Consider the following 19018-nt stretch of genomic DNA (forward strand, 5'->3'; position numbering starts at 1 on the left):
AAGAGAGGGAAAGTGCTGCATGACGACCGTGTATTTCGCCATGCTCTGCGGCGTGATTGCCGTGGTGTATGGGTTCGTGACAAGCCAGCAGGTGCTCCGGCAAGGCGCCGGTAACGACAGGATGCAGGACATCGCCGCCGCCATTCAGGAGGGCGCGAAGGCCTATCTCGGCCGGCAATATACCACGATCGCGATCGTCGGCGTCATCGTTGCGGTCATCATCGCGGTCACGCTGGGCATCATTTCCACGCTCGGTTTCGTCATCGGCGCAGTTCTCTCGGGCGTTGCGGGCTATGTCGGCATGAACATCTCGGTGCGTGCGAACGTCCGCACCGCCGAGGCCGCGCGCACCAGCCTGCAGGGCGGCCTCACCACCGCTTTCCGCTCGGGCGCCGTCACCGGCATGCTCGTCGCGGGGCTCGGCCTCCTCGCGATCTCGACCTTCTTCTGGTATCTCACCGGCCCCGCCGGCCATGCGCCCAATGACCGCATCATCGTCGAGGCACTGACGGCGCTTGCGTTCGGCGCCTCGCTCATCTCGATCTTCGCACGTCTCGGCGGCGGCATCTTCACCAAGGCCGCGGACGTGGGCGCCGACCTCGTCGGCAAGGTCGAGGCCGGCATTCCGGAGGACGACCCCCGCAACCCCGCCACCATCGCCGATAACGTCGGCGACAACGTCGGCGACTGCGCCGGCATGGCCGCCGACCTGTTCGAGACGTATGTCGTCACCATCGGCGTCACGATGATCTCGATCGCGCTGCTGATCCAGGCGGATGCGGCCGAACTGCTCAAGCTGATGACCCTGCCGCTCGTCGTCGGCGGCGTCTGCATCATCACCTCGATCATCGGCACCTACATGGTCCGCCTCGGCAAGGGCAGCATCATGGGTGCGCTTTACAAGGGGTTCTGGACCTCGGCGCTGCTCTCGATCCCCGCCATCTATGTTGCCACGCAAGTGACGCTTGGCGACATGAACGCGGTGATCGGCGGCGCGGGCTTTCTGGACGCGCCGAGCGACTCCCTCACCACGGACGTGGCGCCGGTCGCTCCAGCGGCCGCGGCCGGCTTTACGGGCATGGACCTGTTCTGGTGCATGCTGATCGGCCTTGCGGTGACCGGCCTGATCGTCTGGATCACCGAATACTACACCGGCACCAATTACCGCCCGGTCAAGTCGATCGCGAAGGCATCGGAAACCGGCCATGGCACCAACGTGATCCAAGGGCTCGCGATCAGTCTCGAATCGACCGCGCTGCCGACGCTCGTCATCGTCGTTGCGGTGATCGCCGCCTATCAGATCGCCGGCATCATCGGCGTGGCCTTCGGCGCGACCTCGATGCTGGCGCTCGCCGGCATGGTCGTCGCGCTCGACGCCTATGGTCCGGTCACCGACAATGCGGGCGGTATCGCCGAAATGGCGGGCCTGCCCGACGACGTGCGCCACCGCACCGACGCGCTCGATGCGGTCGGCAACACGACCAAGGCGGTGACGAAGGGCTATGCGATCGGCTCGGCCGCGCTCGCCGCGCTCGTGCTGTTCGGCGCCTACACGACCGATCTCCAGACCTATTTCCCTGACCTGACCGTCGATTTCAGCCTGTCCAACCCGTACGTCATCGTCGGGCTGCTGCTCGGTGCGCTTCTTCCCTACCTGTTCGGCGCATTCGGGATGACCGCTGTTGGCCGGGCCGCCGGCAGCGTCGTCGAGGAAGTGCGCGCGCAGTTCCGCGAAAATCCGGGCATCATGGAAGGAACGAGCCGCCCCAATTACGGCCGCACCGTCGATCTGGTGACCCGCGCCGCGATCAAGGAAATGATCGTGCCGAGCCTGCTGCCGGTGCTTTCACCCATCGTCCTGTATTTCCTCATCACCGCGGTCGCCGGCCAGGCCTCGGGCTTCGCGGCGCTCGGCGCGATGCTGCTCGGCGTCATCGTATCCGGGCTCTTCGTCGCGATCTCGATGACCTCGGGCGGCGGCGCGTGGGACAATGCCAAGAAATATATCGAGGACGGCAACCACGGCGGCAAGGGCAGCGAAGCCCACAAGGCCGCGGTGACCGGCGATACCGTGGGCGATCCCTACAAGGATACGGCCGGCCCGGCAGTGAACCCGATGATCAAGATCACCAACATCGTGGCACTGCTGTTGCTGGCGGCACTGGCTGCACACGGCGCAGGCTGACCGGCAAAAGCGCTGCAGAAGCGGGCCATCGGCACAAGCCGGTGGCCCCTTTTTGTTTGGGACGGATCGCAAATGGAGCAAATTCGAAGAGCGGGTCGACCCGGGATCGTCCATAGCGGATTCGATCGTCCGCGCGAACTGCGCCCGACCGTGCATCTCCTGCGCGATGCGAAACCGGCCTTCCAACCAGCTCTTCTACGGCGACAATCTCGCGGTTCTCCGCAAGGAGATTCCCGACGCGAGCATCGATCTGGTCTATCTCGACCCGCCGTTCAATTCGAACGCGAACTATAACATCCTGTTCAGATCGCCGGCAGGCACGTCGGCCGATGCCCAGATCGAGGCGTTCGAAGACACATGGCACTGGAACGACCGAGCCGAGGACGCCTTCGATCAGGTCGCGCGCAGCGGCAACACCAGAGCGTTCGACCTGCTGAACGCAATGCGCGGCTTTCTCGGCGAGAACGACATGATGGCTTATCTGTCGATGATGGCGATCCGCCTGATCGAGCTCCACCGCGTCCTTAAGCCGACCGGCAGCCTCTACCTTCACTGCGATCCGACCGCGAGCCACTATCTGAAGCTGCTGCTCGACGGGGTATTCGGACCGAAGCTTTATCGGAACGAAATTATTTGGAAGCGCCAAAGCGCGCACAGCGACGCGAAGCATAAGTTTGCCGATGTCAGCGATACAATCCTTTTTTACGCACGTTCTGCAGAGACCAGGTTCAAACCCGCTTACTGCGAACACGACAGCGAATATGTTACCAAATTTTATCGGTTCGACGATGATGATGGCCGCGGGCTGTATCGTCTTGGTGACGCGGCTAGCCCGAACCCCCGACCGAACATGATGTATGATTGGAAGGGTTACGCCTATCCTGCGAAAGGCTGGCGATACGAACGCACCACGATGCAGCGCCTTCATGACGAAGGACGCCTATATTATCCAATAACGAGTTCCGGCGAGCCCGATTTCAGTAAAAGAATAGCTCTCAAGCGCTATCTTAACGAGCAGCAAGGCTCGATCGTGACGAACGTTTGGAATGATATCAGCCCGTTGAATGCCACCGCACGAGAAGCCCTTGGTTACCCTACTCAAAAGCCCCTGTCACTTCTCGAACGCATCATCGCCGCGTCTTCCAGCGAGGGCGACGTCGTGCTCGATCCCTTCTGCGGATGCGGCACGGCCGTTCATGCGGCACAAAAACTGGGCCGGAACTGGATCGGCATCGACGTCACCCATCTCGCGATCAGCCTGATCGAAAAGCGCATGAAGGCTGCGTTTCCCGGGGTGGCCTTCATCGTCGAGGGCACGCCCAAGGATCTCGCGTCCGCCGAGGACCTCGCCGCCCGCGACAAATACCAGTTTCAGTGGTGGGCAGGATCGATGATCGATGCGATGCCGTTCGGCGGAAAGAAGAAGGGCGCGGACGGCGGGATCGACGGGATCATCTATTTCAAACCGGACGGAAAGCGCACCGAGAAGGCGCTCGTCTCCGTCAAGGGCGGCGACCATGTCGGGGTGCAGATGATCCGCGACCTCCACAGCGTGATGGAGCGGGAGAAGGCGCCGATCGGCATCTTCATCACCAAGGCCTTGCCCACATCCGCGATGGAACGCGAGGCCGCCGCGGTCGGCCGTATGCTGTCGGACGCGACCGGAAAAACCTATGCCAGATTGCAGATCCTGACCCTCGCCGATCTGTTTGTCGGCAAGCGCCCGGACATACCGCTGGTCGATCCGGGCGCCGGCTTCAGGCGCCCGGATCGGGAATCGGGCGAGAGACAGGCTGCCCTTCTCTAACCTTGCACCGGGCCGCGTCCCGAAGGTCGCGGCCCGCTTTCGGCCTATTGACGCGCGGGCTGCGGCGCAGCAGCCGCGTCAGCGGGGGGCGGAGGCGGCATCTGCCCCGCCGCGCCAACGGGGGGTGGCGGTGGCGGCAGTGGCGCGCCGTTGCCGCATCCGGCGGGCCCGGGCTGCCCCGCAAACCGCGCAGGTCCTGCATCGGGACCACCGGGCGGTGGAGGCGGCGGCGGCGGGCCGCCATCGCCCGGGCCACGCGGTCCTGCCCCCGGCCCGTCAGGACCTTCACCGCGCGGGCCGTTATCGCGCGGCGGACGCGGCGGGCGACCGGCGGGGCCGACCGCTGCGATCTGACCCTGCGGATCGACGAGATAGGATGCGTGCACCTGCCCGTCGTCGAACCGTCCCTGCACCGTCATCGCGGCACCGCGCTGCACCGTGCCCCGCGCCTCGCGTCCGGCGTCGATCATCGTGCGTCCCGTCGCGTCCTGCAGGACGAAGCGGTCGCCATAGACCTCCGCGACACGGCCCTTCACGGTGACCACGCCCGATGCGCTCGGCAGCTTCGCGATCGCGGTCGACACCGTCGGCGCCATCTCGATCGACGGGCGGGTGAGCGAAACCGCCCCTGCCCCGCCGGCTGCTCCCAGCGCCAGCAGCGTCGCCGCGCCGAGGCTGATCTGCGTGCGGCGCGACACCCGCGGCACGAAGGATTTCATCGCATTCATTCCATCATCTCCACTTCATGGTCGATGACGGAGCTTCTAGGCCGGCGCGCCGTTTCCACGCTGAACCCTCCGGTTCAGTTTCCGTTTAACCCCTCCGGATAGCCAGCGGCATGCGCATCCTGCTTGTGGAAGACGATCCCGACCTCGGCCCCGCGATCGCGCGCGCGTTGCGGAGCGAGAATTGCGCGGTCGACCTGGTCGCGGACGGCATCGATGCCGGGCATTTCGGCGACACCGAACGATACGACGCCGCGATCCTCGATCTCGGGCTGCCGGGCAAGGACGGTGTGTCGATCCTGACCGCCTGGCGATCGGCTGGCCGCGACATGCCCGTCCTGATCCTGACCGCGCGCGACGGCTGGCCCGACAAGGTCGCGGGGTTCAAGGCCGGGGCCGACGATTTCATGACCAAGCCGTTCCGCGTTGAGGAGCTGATGCTGCGCCTGCGGGCGCTGGTTCGCCGCGCTTCGGGGCACGCGGCCAACCGGATCGAATGCGGTCCGCTGACCTTTGACGCCCTGTCCGGGCAGTTCGAACTGGACGGCCTGCCGCTGAAACTGACTGCATTCGAATGGCGCGTGCTCTCCGCACTGATGCTGGCGCGCGAGGCAGTGATTCCGAGGCTGGAACTGCTCGAGCGCGTCTATGAAGGGGACGCGGATGTCGATTCGAACAGTCTGGAGGTCATTGTCGGTCGCCTGCGCCGCAAAATCGGCGCGTCGCTGATCGAGACGGTGCGCGGACGGGGGTATCGGCTGACTGCGGAACACAGCGCGTGCGCCTGATTCCGCGCTCGATCCATGGGCGGTTGCTGGCGCTTTCGTTCGTCGCGACGCTGCTCGCTCTGGCGCTGGCAGGGGCGGCGATCGCGGGGGTGATGGAGCGGTTCGTGATGCAAGGGCTCGACCAGCGCCTCGATGCGCAGCTTGCATTGCTCGCGACCGTGATCGACGGAGACGGCCACATCGACAAGTCCCGCATCGGGCGTGTCCGCGGCCTTATCGAGGACGGGCCGGATTGGGAGTGGCGGATCGCGGGCCCTGATGGCGTGATGGGAACCGGCGATCTTCCGGCACTCGTGCAGCCGCCCGGTCCGCCACCCGGGCCCGGCCCTCGCGCAGTCGATGAGCGACCACATCCCGGCGACGTGCGGGATGCGCGCGGGAAGCCGCTGCACACGCGGCAGGCGATCATCCAGACGACACGCGGCGCCGTCACCCTCACCGCGGGGGCGCCGGCGGAGATCATCGCCCGCCCCGTTCGCGCGGCTGTGGTTCCGCTACTGACGATCCTCGCGGTCCTCGGCCTTGCGCTTGGCGTCGCCGCGGTCGTCCAGCTGCGCCTTGGCCTGCGTCCCTTGCGCCGTCTGCGCGGCGAGGTGGCGGCGGTCAGGACGGGACAGATGGACGCCGTGTCGGCCGAGCAGCCGACCGAACTGGTGCCGCTGATCGACGAATTGAACGCGCTCATCCGCGATAACGCAGCATCACTCGCGACCGCGCGGGCATCCGCGGCAAATCTCGCCCATGCGCTCAAGACGCCCGTCGCGACACTGGCGCTGGAGCTGCGCGATGACCCTTCGCGTGCCGCCCAGGTCGATCGCATCTACCGCACGATCCGCCATCACCTCGCGCGCGCCCGCGCCGGCAGCCTGAACACACGCTCGGCGACCGCGCTTTTGCCCGTCGTCGACGATCTCGTGGCGACGATCGCCCGCATCCACGTCAATCGTTCTGTCGATATCGTCTGCACGATCCCGGATGACCTTGCCGCGGCGATCGATCCGGCCGACCTGTCGGAGCTCGCGGGCAATCTCATCGACAATGCGGCGCGGCACGCGCGCAAGCGCGTGGAGATTTCCGCGGCGACGAGCGGGCGCCAGATACGCCTTGCCATCGCGGATGACGGCGCCGGCATGTCTGCGCCGGATCGGACGCGCGCGCTCCAGCCCGGCGTGCGGCTCGACGAACGCGGCGATGGGGACGGCTTCGGGCTCTCGATCGCGCAGGAAATCGCGGACCTTCACGGCGGCAGCCTCGCGCTCGGCACGTCGGATTTGGGGGGGCTTCTCGTGACGGTCGCTTTGCCCGCTGCGCTCAGGACCGGGTAAGCGCGGCCTCGATCCATTGCGGACAATCCGGTGAACCCTCCAGTCGCACCCGCAAGATCCACCAGCCATCGAAGAAACTCGGATCATAGACGCTTTCCCCAACCCGGCCGGTGCGTGAACTCGCCTCGAACACGCGCATCGCCCAGCCGCCCGGCACGGGCATCGCTTCCGAATAGATGACTATATGCCCTTCGCGCAGCAGGACGTCGCCCGGCAGGATCTCGCGCAGATGCCGCACCGGCTCGGCGCAGCCATGATCCGGGCCGTGGGGGACTTCCACGAACCTGCCATCGGAGAGCCGGAGACGGCGCGGCGCAACCATTTCTGCGGTCGAGCGGACCCTGATCCCGAAGATGCGTGCAACGAGTGCCGAACAATCGATGCCAAGCGGATAATTCGCCGCCGCGTCCGGCCATTCCAGTCCCTCGCGAATGTGCCCGATGGGAGGTGGGAGCGCGGGCGATCCCGCGCGGTAGGTATCCGCCAGGCGCACATCGAACGTCTCGACAAGGTCGAACCCGCCGATCGAATAGGGGATGCCGCGGAACGTCTCACCGGCCCTGGCGTCGATCAGGTCGCGGGGCCGCATCCACTCCGCCCCGCCTCTGCCGTCGATCTTGTCGCCGACCGGCGTGGAGAACGCTTCGCCGCTGCCGAGCGCGCCCGATGCATCCGCGCCGACGATGCATCGATCCGCGCCGCCACACGGCCGCGCCGCCGCGCCTTCCGGGTAGGCCCATGCATGCGTGGCCTGCGCGCGCAAACGATCCCGCACGGACCGGAACCACGCGTCGCGCGGTCCCGCCGGAGGTTCGTCGATCGTCACGACGACAGGTGGCGGGGCGGAGTGCACGGGATTATCGCGATCGACCGCACTGGCATGCGGATCGACGAGCGACAGGGTCGCATGCTCGCCCGGCGCCAGTTCGCTGAGGTCGCAAGCAAGGAGGTTGAACGCAGGGATCGCGGCGGTATCGGCCGCGACGATCCACAACGTATCGTCGGTTGCCGCCAGATATTCGAAGCCCGGCTTTACCAGCAGCGAAGGGTTCGGCAACGACGAGTTGGGAGCTAACGGACCATAGGTGGCGGTGACGATTTGGACCGTCGACACCGGTCCGCTCCCGTCACGATCGAACACGCCGACAAAGTGCGGAGCGGACACACGCCCCCCTCTGGCGATATCGTGCGCCGAGCCATCGATCTCACTCCACCACCACAGCGAGCGTCCGTCCGAAAGCGAGCCTGCCCGGCGTAGGGCGCAGATCTCTGCTCCATCACCACCAAGAGGAATGAAAGACGGCGTGCTGGCGCCATCGTCAGGGCCGCGCCAAGGCGTAATGGGGAACGCGGATACGCCCGAAAGCGGCATCACCTCGACCATCGCCTGCGCGATCGTCATGCTTGAGCGCGGACGAAAATCGTAGCAATCCTCACCCCCGAACGGCTCGCTGATCAGCTGGACGTCATCCCCGTCCCACCTCGTGCGCCACGGCGCAAAGCTGCGCGGAAAGGTCACAACATGGGGCGGCGCATCGATGTTGGCGGCGCTGTAGCGTCGGATTTCCGAAGCCCATGGGTCGATCACCAGCAGATATTCGCCAATCGCTATGAGGTGACTGGGGCCGGCGCCGTCGCTTACCGGCCGAAGGACCACGCGCCTGTCGAAGGGAAGCACGCGGCTCAATACGACATGCCGCCCGGCGTGAAGGTGATCTTGATCCGCACCCATGCGCCGATCATCTGCTTTCCGCCGACACGCGGTGGCTTGACCCGGAACTGCCACGCCGCCAGTCGCAAGGCGCGCGCGACGCCCGATCCGGCGGGCGACTCCGCCAGCGCGCGGCAGTTCTCGACGCGGAAATCCGGCACCGTCTGGCAAGCGATCAGGCCGAAGCCGATCGGTGGCCCGCCCGGCGGCATATACCCCGTCAGCTCCGCGTTGGTCGGCTCGCGATACCATTCGGCGTTGTAGAGCCGCACACCGCCCGGCCCTTCGCCCGGGCCATAGGCGGCGACGCTTTCCTTGCCGCTGTCGGCATTGCCGCGCGCACCGTCATCGCTCTTCGATCCGAGTTTGGAGATGTCGGCGGCATCGAAGAGTTCCATCCCGCCCGGTAGGAGAAGCGGCGCCTTGACCGGCGGCGCGGGTGGTGGTGGCTCGGTCGGTGCCGTCTTCGGCGAGGTCTTGGTCGGCTCGCCGCGTTTTGCCTGGGCTTTCGTGGTGGCCTTGGCGTGTTGCTCCGCAGGGGCTGCGGCGGGCAAGGCATCGAAGGTGGAAAGGCTCGTCTCGCCTTTCGGCGGCGGGGTCAGCGAGGGCGCGAGGCGGAGCAGCAGGAGCACCACCAGCACATGCGCTGCGATCGCCAGCGAAAGGGAAAGGATGCGGCGGCGAAGCGGGGTGCGCTCGCGGTTCGAACCGGACAGATACGACGCCGCGGGCATTGGCGCTTCGCCTAATATGCCGGGGCCTGCGACGCTAATGAAAATAAAGCTAATGAAAATCGCGTGATTTTGGCAGCAATCGCACATCGCGGGGATGATGCGCCCGGACGGGCGCTGCCGTGGCGGTATCGTCGGGGTCCTCGGTCAGCTTGCCGAGCAGTGCCGAGCGATCGCGGATGCGCGCCGCCATGACGTGGAGCACGCCCTCCGGGCTGCGCTGAAGCTCGCCCGTCACCTCCATCAGCCGAGCGGACATCACCGCGCGGCGGAACCGGTCGAAGGTGCGCGCCCACATGATGATGTTGATGACGCCGGCCTCGTCCTCCAGCGTGACGAAGATCGCATTGCCCTTGCCGGGCCGCTGCCGGACGAGAACGATCCCCGCGACGGTCAGCCGGGCGCCGGCCTTGATCCCGGCGATGTCCGCGCTGCTTACCATTCCCTCCTCCGTCAGAACGGGGCGGATGAAGCGCATGGGATGATCGCGCAGCGACAGCCGCATGGTCTGGTAATCGATGGCGACATGTTCCCCCGCCCCCATTTGCGGCAGCGCCATGTCGGGTTCGACCGCAAGCTCGCGCGCCCGTGCCGCGGCGAACAGCGGGAGCTCGTCACGCGGCGTGCGCCTTGCCTCCCAAAGCGCCCCGCGCCGATCGAGACCGAGTGAAGCGAATGCGTCCGCCTGCGCCAGCGTGTCGAGCGCCGCGCGCGGCAGGTTCGCGCAGCGTGCCAGGTCTTCGATCGTGTCGATATGCGCCGACGCTCGCGCCTGCGCGATCGCCCCTGCCCACACCTCGCGAAACCCGTCGAGCTGGCGAAAGCCGAGCCGCAAGGCGAGGCTGCCATCGGCGCGGCTTTCCAGGCTGTTGTCCCAGAAACTCGTCTTCACATCGATCGGGCGCACGTCCACCTCGTTCTTGCGCGCATCACCGACAATCTGCGCCGGCGAGTAGAATCCCATTGGCTGCGAGTTGAGCAGCGCACAGGCGAACACCGCGGGGTGATGGCACTTGATCCACGACGAGACATAGACGAGCCGCGCAAAGCTGAGCGCGTGGCTTTCGGGAAAGCCGTAGCTGCCAAACCCCTCGATCTGGCGATAGCAACGCTCGGCGAAATCACGCTCATAGCCCCGCGCGACCATGCCGTCGGTCATCTTCTGGTGGAAATCGTGCATCTTACCGACGTTGCGGAAGGTCGCCATCGCCCGTCTCAGCCGATTGGCCTCTTCCGGCGAGAAGCCCGCCGCCACGATCGCCAGCTTCATCGCCTGTTCCTGGAAGAGCGGCACGCCGTATGTCTCCCCCAGCAACGTCTCTAGTTCTTTCGGATCATGCGGCGGCGCTGGCGAAGGGTATTCGACCTTTTCCAGACCCTGCCGCCGGCGCAGATACGGGTGCACCATCTCGCCCTCGATCGGCCCGGGGCGCACGATCGCCACCTGCACCGTGAGATCGTAGAGCTTGCGGGGACGAAGACGCGGCAGCATGTTCATCTGCGCGCGGCTTTCCACCTGAAACACGCCGAGACTCTCGCCGTCGCATAGCATGTCGTAGACCTTGGAATCTTCGGCATCGAGATCGACCTCGAGGTCGTGATCGCCAAGACCGTGTTGCCTCATGAGATCGAAGGCCTTGCGGATGCAGGTCAACATACCCAGCGCGAGTACATCGACCTTCATCAGCCCCAGCGCGTCGATATCGTCCTTGTCCCATTCGATGAAGGTCCGGTCGTCCATCGCGGCATTGTGAATCGGCACGGTCTCGTCGAGCCGATCCTGGGTCAGCACGAAACCGCCGACATGCTGTGACAGATGCCGGGGAAATCGCAGAAGCTGATCGACGAACCCGCGCAGGCGCAGCACGTCGGGACTGTTCGGGTCAAAACCCGCTTCGGCGTAGCGCTTCTCTTCCATGTCGCTGGCGAAGCTGCCCCAGACGGTGCCGCTCAGCCGCGCAGTGACGTCTTCCGTGAAACCCAGCACCTTGCCGATCTCACGCACGGCGCTGCGTGGCCGATAATGGATGACGGTCGCGGCGATCCCCGCCCGGTCGCGGCCATAGCGATCATAGATATACTGCATCACCTCCTCGCGCCGCTCGTGCTCGAAATCGACGTCGATGTCGGGTGGCTCGCTGCGCTCCTTGGACACGAAACGCGAAAAGAGCAGATCATATTTCAGCGGATCGACCGAGGTAACGCCCAGCAGGAAACACACGATCGAATTGGCCGCCGATCCCCGCCCCTGGCACAGGATCGGCGGCTGGCGCGTCCGCGCGAACCGCACCAGATCGTGAACGGTCAGGAAATAATAGGCGTATTCCTGGGTCCGGATCAGATCAAACTCTTCGTCCAGAAGCCTGCGCACCTTGAGAGGAAGTGTCGCGCCGTAACGCTCGTGCGCGGCGGCGGTGACGATATGCTCCAGCCAGTCCTGCGGCGCCCACCCTTCTGGGACAGGTTCGTGCGGATATTCGTAGCGGAGGTGGTCGAGCGTGAAATTTATCCGTTCGGCAAAACGCCGCGTTTCGGCGATCGCTTCGGGATAACGGCGGAACAGCCGATTCATTTCCTCGACCGGCTTCAAATGGCGCTCGGCATTGGATTCCAGACGACGTCCGGCCTCGGTGATCGTAACGCCTTCGCGGATACACGTCATCACATCGTGGAGCGGTCTCTGCGCTGATGTCGCATACAGCGCATCACCGACTGCGATCAGCGGCACCCCAGTGTGCGCCGCGGTGGATGCGAGCCGCATCATCCGGCGATCGTCCGCACCGCGGCGATGTATCGTTGCCCCAAGCCACACCCGCCCCGGCGCCTGGCCGGAAAGATAGGCCAGCACAGCGGGTAACGCGCGTGACGCCGGCGGAGCGAGGCGGAGCGGCGGGCGTTCCGTTGCTGCGAATGGTGGGGGGTTGCGATGCGCCGTCTGCTCGGTTGCAGTCGATTCCGGAAGCACGATCAACAACAGATCGTCGAGATGATCGGCAAGATCATCGAGCCGCAGGATGCAGTCGCCTTTGACGGCGCGGCGATTTCCGAGGGTCAGCAACCGCGTCAGTCGTCCCCAGCCGCGACGTGTTGCGGGATAAGCGACGATATCCGCGGTGCCGTCCACAAATACCAGCCGCGCGCCGACCAGCAAGCGCATGTCGATGCGACAGCCGGCGTCTTCCGCTTCGCTCGGATCGGGCGGCTCGTTCGCTGCGGATCTTGCTTCGATCAGCGCCGCGCGGGCCATGTCCGGCGCATCGCGCAGCGCGACATAGGCACGCACCACGCCCGCCACGGTGTTGCGATCGGCAATGCCGATCGCTGCATAGCCGCGCTCAAGAGCAGTCCCGACCATGTCCGAAGGCTGCGACGCGCCACGCAGGAACGAATAGGAGGTTGCCGCGACCAGTTCGGCATAGCCGGTCATGCGAACAGTCCGTGGATATACCAGCGCGCATCGACGACCTCATCACCATAAAGGCCGTGCCGGAAAATCCAGAAACGGTGCCCGCCCCCATCCTCCACCCGGTAATAGTCGCGCGTCAGTCCCGGGCGATCTCGATGCCTCCACCATTCGCAGCCGATCCGTTCGGGCCCCTCATGCCGCAGCACCTGATGCTGCATTCCGCGCCATCGGAATCGGTAAGGAGGGCCATCGGGGACTTCGGCCAGCACCTCGACCGGCTGCGGAGGATCGAACAGATGGAGAGGGCGCAGCGGTGGTTCGCCGGGAACCGGCGCCTCCCAAACGAGGCTGGCCCGCACCTGCGCGGCTGGCACCGCCGATACGCTTCGCTCGGGAATATGTGTGTCACGCGCGATGAGGCGGCACAGCTGCTCGGCGCCGACCCTTACCCCCAGCCGATCGGTCAGCGCTGCCAGCGTATCGGCGCCAGCGCGGCCTTTCCCGTCGAGCTCCGCCTGTTCGGCCGCCAGCGGCTCTGCGACGGGCACCCAGAGGCGGATCACATCGAACCCGAAGCCGGGATCGAGCGGATCGGCCAGCGCGTCGATCCGTTCGCGCAGCAGCCTCATCACCACTCTCGGATCGCGCGTCGGCAACCCTGTCTCGACCGCCAGGTCACGCACCGCGCCATCCGTGCGCCACAAGCGCGCGACAAAACAGCGCCCGCCGTCACCGCGGCCGGCAAGCGCACCCCCCGCTTCGACCAGAAGATCGGCGAGGATTTCGAGCGCCATCTCCGTCCGCGCGATCGGTTCGGCGCAGCGGCGTTCGAAGACCAAGGCCGGCAAACTGTGGCGCGGGACGATGCGGCTGTCGGCACGGCCGAGCAGGCGGTCGAGCGCTGCGGTCGCGAGCGAACCGAAACGCGCGGTCAGCGGCGTGGTGGGTCGTGCGGCAAGATCACCGATCGTCTTCAACCCCGCCCGAACCAGCGCCGTTTCCGCTGCCGCACCGAGCCGGAGCGCCGCGATCGGCAAGCGGTGGAGATTGCCCTTGGCCAGCGGGAAACGCGCAAGCGCTGCGGCGGCCTCCGGCGTATCGGCAAAGGCATGGCGGGTCCGCGCGCCCATGCCGTTCAGCCGCTTCGCCGCATCTGCGCCCAACGCCGCCTCCCCCCCGAACAAATGCGTGCAGCCGGTGATGTCGAGCAGGATGGTATCGGGCAGATCGATCGCGACCGTCGGCGTATAGCGGCCGCACGCCCCCGCCAGTTGATCGAGCCAGCGCTGGTCGGCGACGGGATCATGGTCCACCGCTTGAAGTTCGGTGACGCGTACGCGGGCATCCGCCAGCGTCATCCCTGGTTTCAGGCCGGTCGCCTGTGCAGCCTGATCGATCGCGGCGATCCGCAGCGCGCCGCGATGCTTTTCGATCAGCGCAAGCGGGCCATCATCCTCCGCTTTGCCGGCGCGGTCCTGCGCCCGGCGCCAGCGATCCGCCGAAAGCGTCGGGCACGCGATCGCCAGATAGCGGCGCTGCGTGATCGCGAAGTCCGGGTTCGACGAAGCGTGCTCGCTCACGATCCCACTCCACTCGCCAGCGGCCGGCCTGCGCGCGTCCGCGCTGGCGCAGCAGTTCCACGTCGAAGGTCGCATGGCCGGGCGCGTTCGCCGGCAACGGAGCCGAGGGCGCCGCCGTCACCGACCAGCGCGTCTGCGCAACGCTGGGCGACGGTTCGGCATCGATGCGCAGCAAAAGAACGGTCGTGCCCGCATTTTCCGCCGCGACCGCCAGCCGCCGGCTCGCGACCTGATCGAGCTCGCGGGGCGTCTTCCACAGCTCGATCAGCGCGACCCCCACGTCGGGACACCGCGCGATATCGATCCCCGCGCGCAAGACCGACACCGCATCGGGCAGCACACCGAAGATCGCCGTCGAAGGATCGAGACCGATCTCGCAAAGCCCCGGCGCGTAAAGCTTGCCGCCGATCCGCTCCTCCTTGCCCATCCGCACCCAGAGCAAGGCACCCCCGATCAACCGCGCCAGCATCGCCGCGAACCCCGCCGCGCTGCTCGCATCCTGCACGTCGCGAGCGAAGATCTCGTGCAGGCGCCCTGCCGCGATGCCGCCACCGAGCGCGGCATCGATCGCGGGATGACCCATGGCCATCACACGCGCAGGTGGCGGGGTACAGGATCCTTCGATCCCGGCCACCGTGCGCCGAAAGGCGGTAAGGCGATCCATCGATTCTCATACTCATGTTCACTTTATGTTCTTATCGCTCCGGATCGCGTCGAACGTCAAGTGCCCATGCAGCGGAAAGTCAGGCCGCGAACTTCACCCCCATCAGGTGATCGCGCAGCGCGGGCCAGTCGCTCAAGCCCCAGCGATCGGGGTCCTCGCGCGAAATCACCCCGTCGCCGCCGAGATGATCGGCAAGCTGGATGCTATGCGGCTCGATCATCTCACGGTCGCAGGTCGAGTAGAAGGCGAGCATCTTGGGTCGAGAGCCGCGCCGGCCATTGGGCATCGCGATCGCGAGCTGGTTGGATCGCAGCCGCACGAGCGTGCCCGGCGGATACACCCCGATACTCTTCATAAACGAAAACAGCAGATTGGGATCGAAATGCCCCGCCCACTGCTCCATCGCGGTGATCGTCTCGACCGGGGTCCACGGTTCCTTGTAGGAGCGTCGCGACGTGATCGCGTCATACACATCGCAAATCGCCCCCATCCGTGCGGCCAGGCTCACCGCGTCGCCTGCGAGCCGGTGCGGATAGCCGCGCCCGTCAAGCCGTTCGTGATGGTGAAGACACACGTCGAGCACGCGGTCCGGCACCTCGCCGCCCTTTTCGAGTATCGCGTGGCCGATCTCGGCATGACGGCGAACCGCGACATATTCCGCTTCGCTGAGGGCGCCGGGCTTGTTCAGGATGGCCTCGTCCACCCCCATCTTGCCGACGTCGTGGAGCAGCCCGGCCAATCCCATCTCGCGAACCTCGGTCTCCTTCAACCCGATCTCGCGCGCCAGATTGACCATCAGCGCACAGACCGCGACCGAATGGAGGTAGGTATATTCGTCCTTCGACTTCAGGCGGGTAATGCCGATCAGCGCGGTGCGGTTGCGATCGACCTCGTCCTCGATTGAGGCGACGACGTCGGTGACTTCGTCCATCCGGATGGCGCGGCCCAGCCGGCATCCGTCGAACACGCGTTTCATTACCTTTTTCGAGGCGCCTGCGACCTTCGTCGCGCGCGCGCGGTCGGCGGCATGGGGATCCGAAACCGGCCACACCTCGCGCGCCGGCGGCTCGGACGAAGCCCAGCGCCGGGCGACATTGCCGGCCCGTGGCGGTTCGGCAGCCGCAACCTTTTCGCCCACAAACGACACCGTGCTGCGCGCCTCGTCGACCAGCACCGCCTCGACCCTGCTCGCATGGATCAGCAGCACGTCTTCCGGATCGGTCAGCAGAAACTTCGAACGCCAGAACGGATGCGACAGCCAGCTTCCCTCGAAGCCCTGCACATACATGCCAAGGGTAACATCGGTAGGCGCAAGTCGTCGCGTCATCGCAAGTCCGTTTGGTCCGAACCGGATTGATACTGCAGACGTGCTTACCGAACCGTTATCGCTTGCGTGTTGTAAGGAATAGACAAAGGGGCGAGGCCATCGCTGGCCCCGCCCCCGGACGATCCCGATACGCGGATCGATGACTTCATCAGAAGTGGGTGATGATACCCATCATCGGACGGAAGCTGTGCGCCGCGCCGAAGGTCGAAACTTCGGTGCGGATGCGGAAGCCGGCATTGCCCGTCAGGCCCTTCAGACCAATGTCCTTGGGTCCGAATTCCGCGCCGATGCCGTAGGTCACGTCGTTATAGTCGTGGCTGTCGTCGCCGAACTTGTCGAAATTGACCCACTGATATCCGACCTTGCCGTAAAACAGGCCGCTCTCGCCGGCGCGGAAGCCGAAGCGGCCGGCAGCGCCATATTCCCAATCGATATCGCCCGACACGCCCTTGGTCGCGTTCCCCTCGACGCCCACGAAGACGGGACCCAGCGGCACGTTGAAGCCGACCACGCCCTGCACCAGTGCGCCGTCCAGCTTGTAGTGGCGATTGATCGTGCCATCGGCATTCACGGCCTGCGGGATGCCGGCCGGGTTGCGTTCGTTGTCGAACTGCTCCCAGCCGCCCATCACGCCGACGTACGGATCGATACCGAATGCGCGGGTGCCGTCGGGCGCCTTGGGTGCGTCGTCGGTGGTGGTGGTCTGGTCATAGGTGGGGGCTGGCGCGGTGGCTGCCGCGGGATCGGCCGGAGCCGCCATGTCCTGGGCAACGGCCGGGACGGCGAGGAACACGACGGCGGTGGCGCCGAGCAACGCAAACTTACGCATGGAGATCTACCTTCTCATCTGTTTCTTCTCCGCTGCCCGAAAGTTGGTTTGCGACCCGGGCCATTCACGGAGGAACCCGCACAACCGCCGCATGCGCGAATTGTTGCGCCGCACACCAAAGATTGACGGAACTATCCGGGCACTGTGGCTCGCATGCCACGGTTTCTGCACCAAAGATGAACGATTTGCGGCGACCGAAAGGCACCGCCATGGTCTCGCCATTGTTGCGGCGCAGCAAGGATCGAATTTATCGCCCGCCGCGAAACAGCCCGCCCAGGACACCGCGCACCAGCCCGCCGACGATCCCGGAGCCAGCGCCGCGCGAGGAGCCGAATACGGCCTTCGACACTTCGTTCGCGACCTGACGGCCGACCGCGGACGACGCGGAGCGCGTCGCGGAGGTGATCGCCCGGTTCCACGGCGAATTGGCGGCTTCCCGCTCGGCGGTGCGCTGCGCCTGTGCCTGGAGACGCGCCTGCCGCTCCGCCTCCCGCTCGGTCGCCAGCCGAACGCGCTCGGCCTCCTTCGCCGCCTTCGCATCGTCCTTCGCCTTGATCGCCGCAGCCTTTTCCGCATCGTCCGCAGCCCGCGCGGCCGCCGCCGCTGCCGCCGCCTCAGAAGACTTCGCCGCCAGCAGCTCTTCTGCCGACTCCCGGTCGACGACGGTGTCGTATTTGGTCCCGATCGGGTCGGTCTGGATCAGGACGCCGCGTTCCACAGGCGTGACCGGCCCCACCCGGCTCGCTGGCGGCTTGATAAGCGTGCGCTGCACCGGCGTCGGCGCGCCATCGGGCTGGAGCAGGGAAACCAGCGCTTCGCCCACCTTCAGTTCGGTGATCGCCTTTTCGACATCGACGCCGGGATTGGCGCGGAAGGTGGTCGCCGCAGACTTCACCGCTGCCTGATCGCGCGGGGTGAAGGCTCGCAGCGCATGCTGGACGCGGTTACCGAGTTGCCCTGCGACCGTATCGGGAATATCGATCGGGTTCTGGGTGATGAAATACACCCCCACCCCCTTCGACCGGATCAGCCGCACGACCTGCTCGATCTTCTCGAGCAAGGCTTTGGGCGCGTCGGCGAACAACAGATGCGCCTCGTCGAAGAAGAAGACCATTATCGGTTTGTCGGGATCACCGACCTCGGGAAGCTGCTCGAACAGCTCGCTCATCAGCCAGAGGAGGAAAGTCGCGTAGAGTTTCGGGCTCGCCATCAATTGATCGGCGGCGAGGATGTTGACGGTGCCGCGGCCTTTATCGTCGGTGGTGATGAAATCGTGGATATCGAGCGCCGGCTCGCCGAAGAAATGCTCGCCGCCTTGCGAACGCAGTTGCAGCAACGAGCGCTGGATCGTCCCGATCGATTGCTTCGAGACGTTGCCATAGGTCGTCGTCAGCTCGTCCGCCCGCTCGGCGCAGCTCGCGAGCATCGCCTGGAGGTCGTCGAGATCGAGCAGCAGCAGACCCTCTTTGTCAGCGACATGGAAGGCGATCGTCAGCACGCCCTCCTGCACCTCGTTCAGGTCCATGAGCCGCGACAGCAGCAGCGGCCCCATTTCGGAGACGGTGGTGCGGACAGGATGGCCCTGCTTGCCGAACAGGTCCCAGAACTGAACCGGGGTGTCGGCATAGGCCCAGCCGGCATAACCGATCTCCTTCGCCCGCGCGGCGAAGATCTCGTGGGTCTTGGCCTGCGACGATCCCGCCATCGCGAGACCGGAAAGGTCGCCCTTCACGTCGGCGACGAAGCTCGGCACGCCGGCGGCCGAGAAGCCCTCGATAATGCCCTGGACGGTCACCGTCTTGCCGGTGCCGGTCGCGCCCGCGATCAGCCCGTGGCGGTTCGCGCGCTTGAGCTGGAGGACCTGCGGATCGGCGCCGCTGACACCTGCGCCGATGAAGATGCCGTCAGACATGAAAACTCCTCCCCGAACCGGTCGGGGA

General features: G+C 65.9%; 13 protein-coding genes. 4 read left to right on the forward strand and 9 right to left on the reverse strand.

Features of this window, described 5'->3' with window-relative positions:
• Positions 1–19: 19 nt before the first annotated feature.
• Positions 20–2185 carry a sodium-translocating pyrophosphatase gene (locus BOS5A_RS08450; RefSeq protein WP_151954780.1) on the forward strand — a complete coding sequence of 722 codons (2166 nt, stop codon included), beginning with the start codon at positions 20–22 and terminating at the stop codon, positions 2183–2185.
• A gap of 166 nt (positions 2186–2351) precedes the next feature.
• Positions 2352–3992 (forward strand): DNA methyltransferase, encoded by a 1641-nt coding sequence (locus tag BOS5A_RS08455; protein WP_151954781.1) that lies wholly within the window; start codon positions 2352–2354, stop codon positions 3990–3992.
• Positions 3993–4036: 44 nt separating this feature from the next.
• On the opposite strand, the gene BOS5A_RS08460 is transcribed toward BOS5A_RS08455, so the two are convergent.
• A complete protein-coding gene (locus BOS5A_RS08460; RefSeq protein ID WP_151954782.1) occupies positions 4037–4711 on the reverse strand; it encodes a hypothetical protein in 675 nt (224 codons plus the stop codon).
• A 119-nt stretch (positions 4712–4830) separates the two neighbouring features.
• On the opposite strand from BOS5A_RS08460, the gene BOS5A_RS08465 reads away from it, so the two are divergent.
• Both BOS5A_RS08465 and BOS5A_RS08470 read left to right on the forward strand, forming a co-directional pair.
• Positions 4831–5505, forward strand: a complete 675-nt coding sequence (locus BOS5A_RS08465; RefSeq protein ID WP_151954783.1) for a response regulator — start codon at positions 4831–4833, stop codon at positions 5503–5505.
• Positions 5496–6830, forward strand: coding sequence for a sensor histidine kinase (locus tag BOS5A_RS08470; protein WP_234419274.1), 1335 nt, complete (start codon positions 5496–5498; stop codon positions 6828–6830). Before BOS5A_RS08465 ends, BOS5A_RS08470 begins: the two co-directional genes overlap by 10 nt.
• On the opposite strand, the gene BOS5A_RS08475 is transcribed toward BOS5A_RS08470, so the two are convergent.
• The 8 genes from BOS5A_RS08475 to BOS5A_RS08505 all read right to left on the reverse strand — a co-directional run bounded on the left by BOS5A_RS08475 (position 6817) and on the right by BOS5A_RS08505 (position 18990).
• On the reverse strand, positions 6817–8562 hold the full coding sequence (locus BOS5A_RS08475) for a hypothetical protein (RefSeq protein ID WP_199857301.1): 1746 nt from the start codon (positions 8560–8562) through the stop codon (positions 6817–6819). The two genes, BOS5A_RS08470 and BOS5A_RS08475, sit on opposite strands and share 14 nt — an antisense overlap.
• On the reverse strand, positions 8514–9275 hold the full coding sequence (locus BOS5A_RS08480) for a hypothetical protein (protein WP_151954785.1): 762 nt from the start codon (positions 9273–9275) through the stop codon (positions 8514–8516). Before BOS5A_RS08480 ends, BOS5A_RS08475 begins: the two co-directional genes overlap by 49 nt.
• Before the next feature lie 49 nt (positions 9276–9324).
• A complete protein-coding gene (locus tag BOS5A_RS08485; protein WP_151954786.1) occupies positions 9325–12699 on the reverse strand; it encodes an error-prone DNA polymerase in 3375 nt (1124 codons plus the stop codon).
• Positions 12696–14222, reverse strand: a complete 1527-nt coding sequence (locus BOS5A_RS08490; RefSeq protein WP_325058554.1) for a Y-family DNA polymerase — start codon at positions 14220–14222, stop codon at positions 12696–12698. The genes BOS5A_RS08485 and BOS5A_RS08490 overlap by 4 nt, the downstream gene beginning before the upstream one ends.
• On the reverse strand, positions 14128–14847 hold the full coding sequence (locus BOS5A_RS16155) for an ImuA family protein (protein WP_234419275.1): 720 nt from the start codon (positions 14845–14847) through the stop codon (positions 14128–14130). Before BOS5A_RS16155 ends, BOS5A_RS08490 begins: the two co-directional genes overlap by 95 nt.
• Positions 14848–15001: 154 nt before the next feature.
• Positions 15002–16249, reverse strand: coding sequence for an HD-GYP domain-containing protein (locus BOS5A_RS08495; protein WP_151954788.1), 1248 nt, complete (start codon positions 16247–16249; stop codon positions 15002–15004).
• A gap of 148 nt (positions 16250–16397) precedes the next feature.
• Complete coding sequence (locus BOS5A_RS08500; RefSeq protein WP_151954789.1) at positions 16398–17078, reverse strand: outer membrane protein; 681 nt, start codon at positions 17076–17078, stop codon at positions 16398–16400.
• 247 nt (positions 17079–17325) lie between these two features.
• Positions 17326–18990, reverse strand: coding sequence for a helicase HerA-like domain-containing protein (locus BOS5A_RS08505; RefSeq protein WP_151954790.1), 1665 nt, complete (start codon positions 18988–18990; stop codon positions 17326–17328).
• Between the last annotated feature and the right edge of the window lie 28 nt (positions 18991–19018).

Origin of the sequence: Sphingomonas sp. EC-HK361 (genome assembly GCF_902498785.1) — a bacterium.
In the GTDB taxonomy this organism is placed as follows: Bacteria; Pseudomonadota; Alphaproteobacteria; order Sphingomonadales; family Sphingomonadaceae; genus Sphingomonas.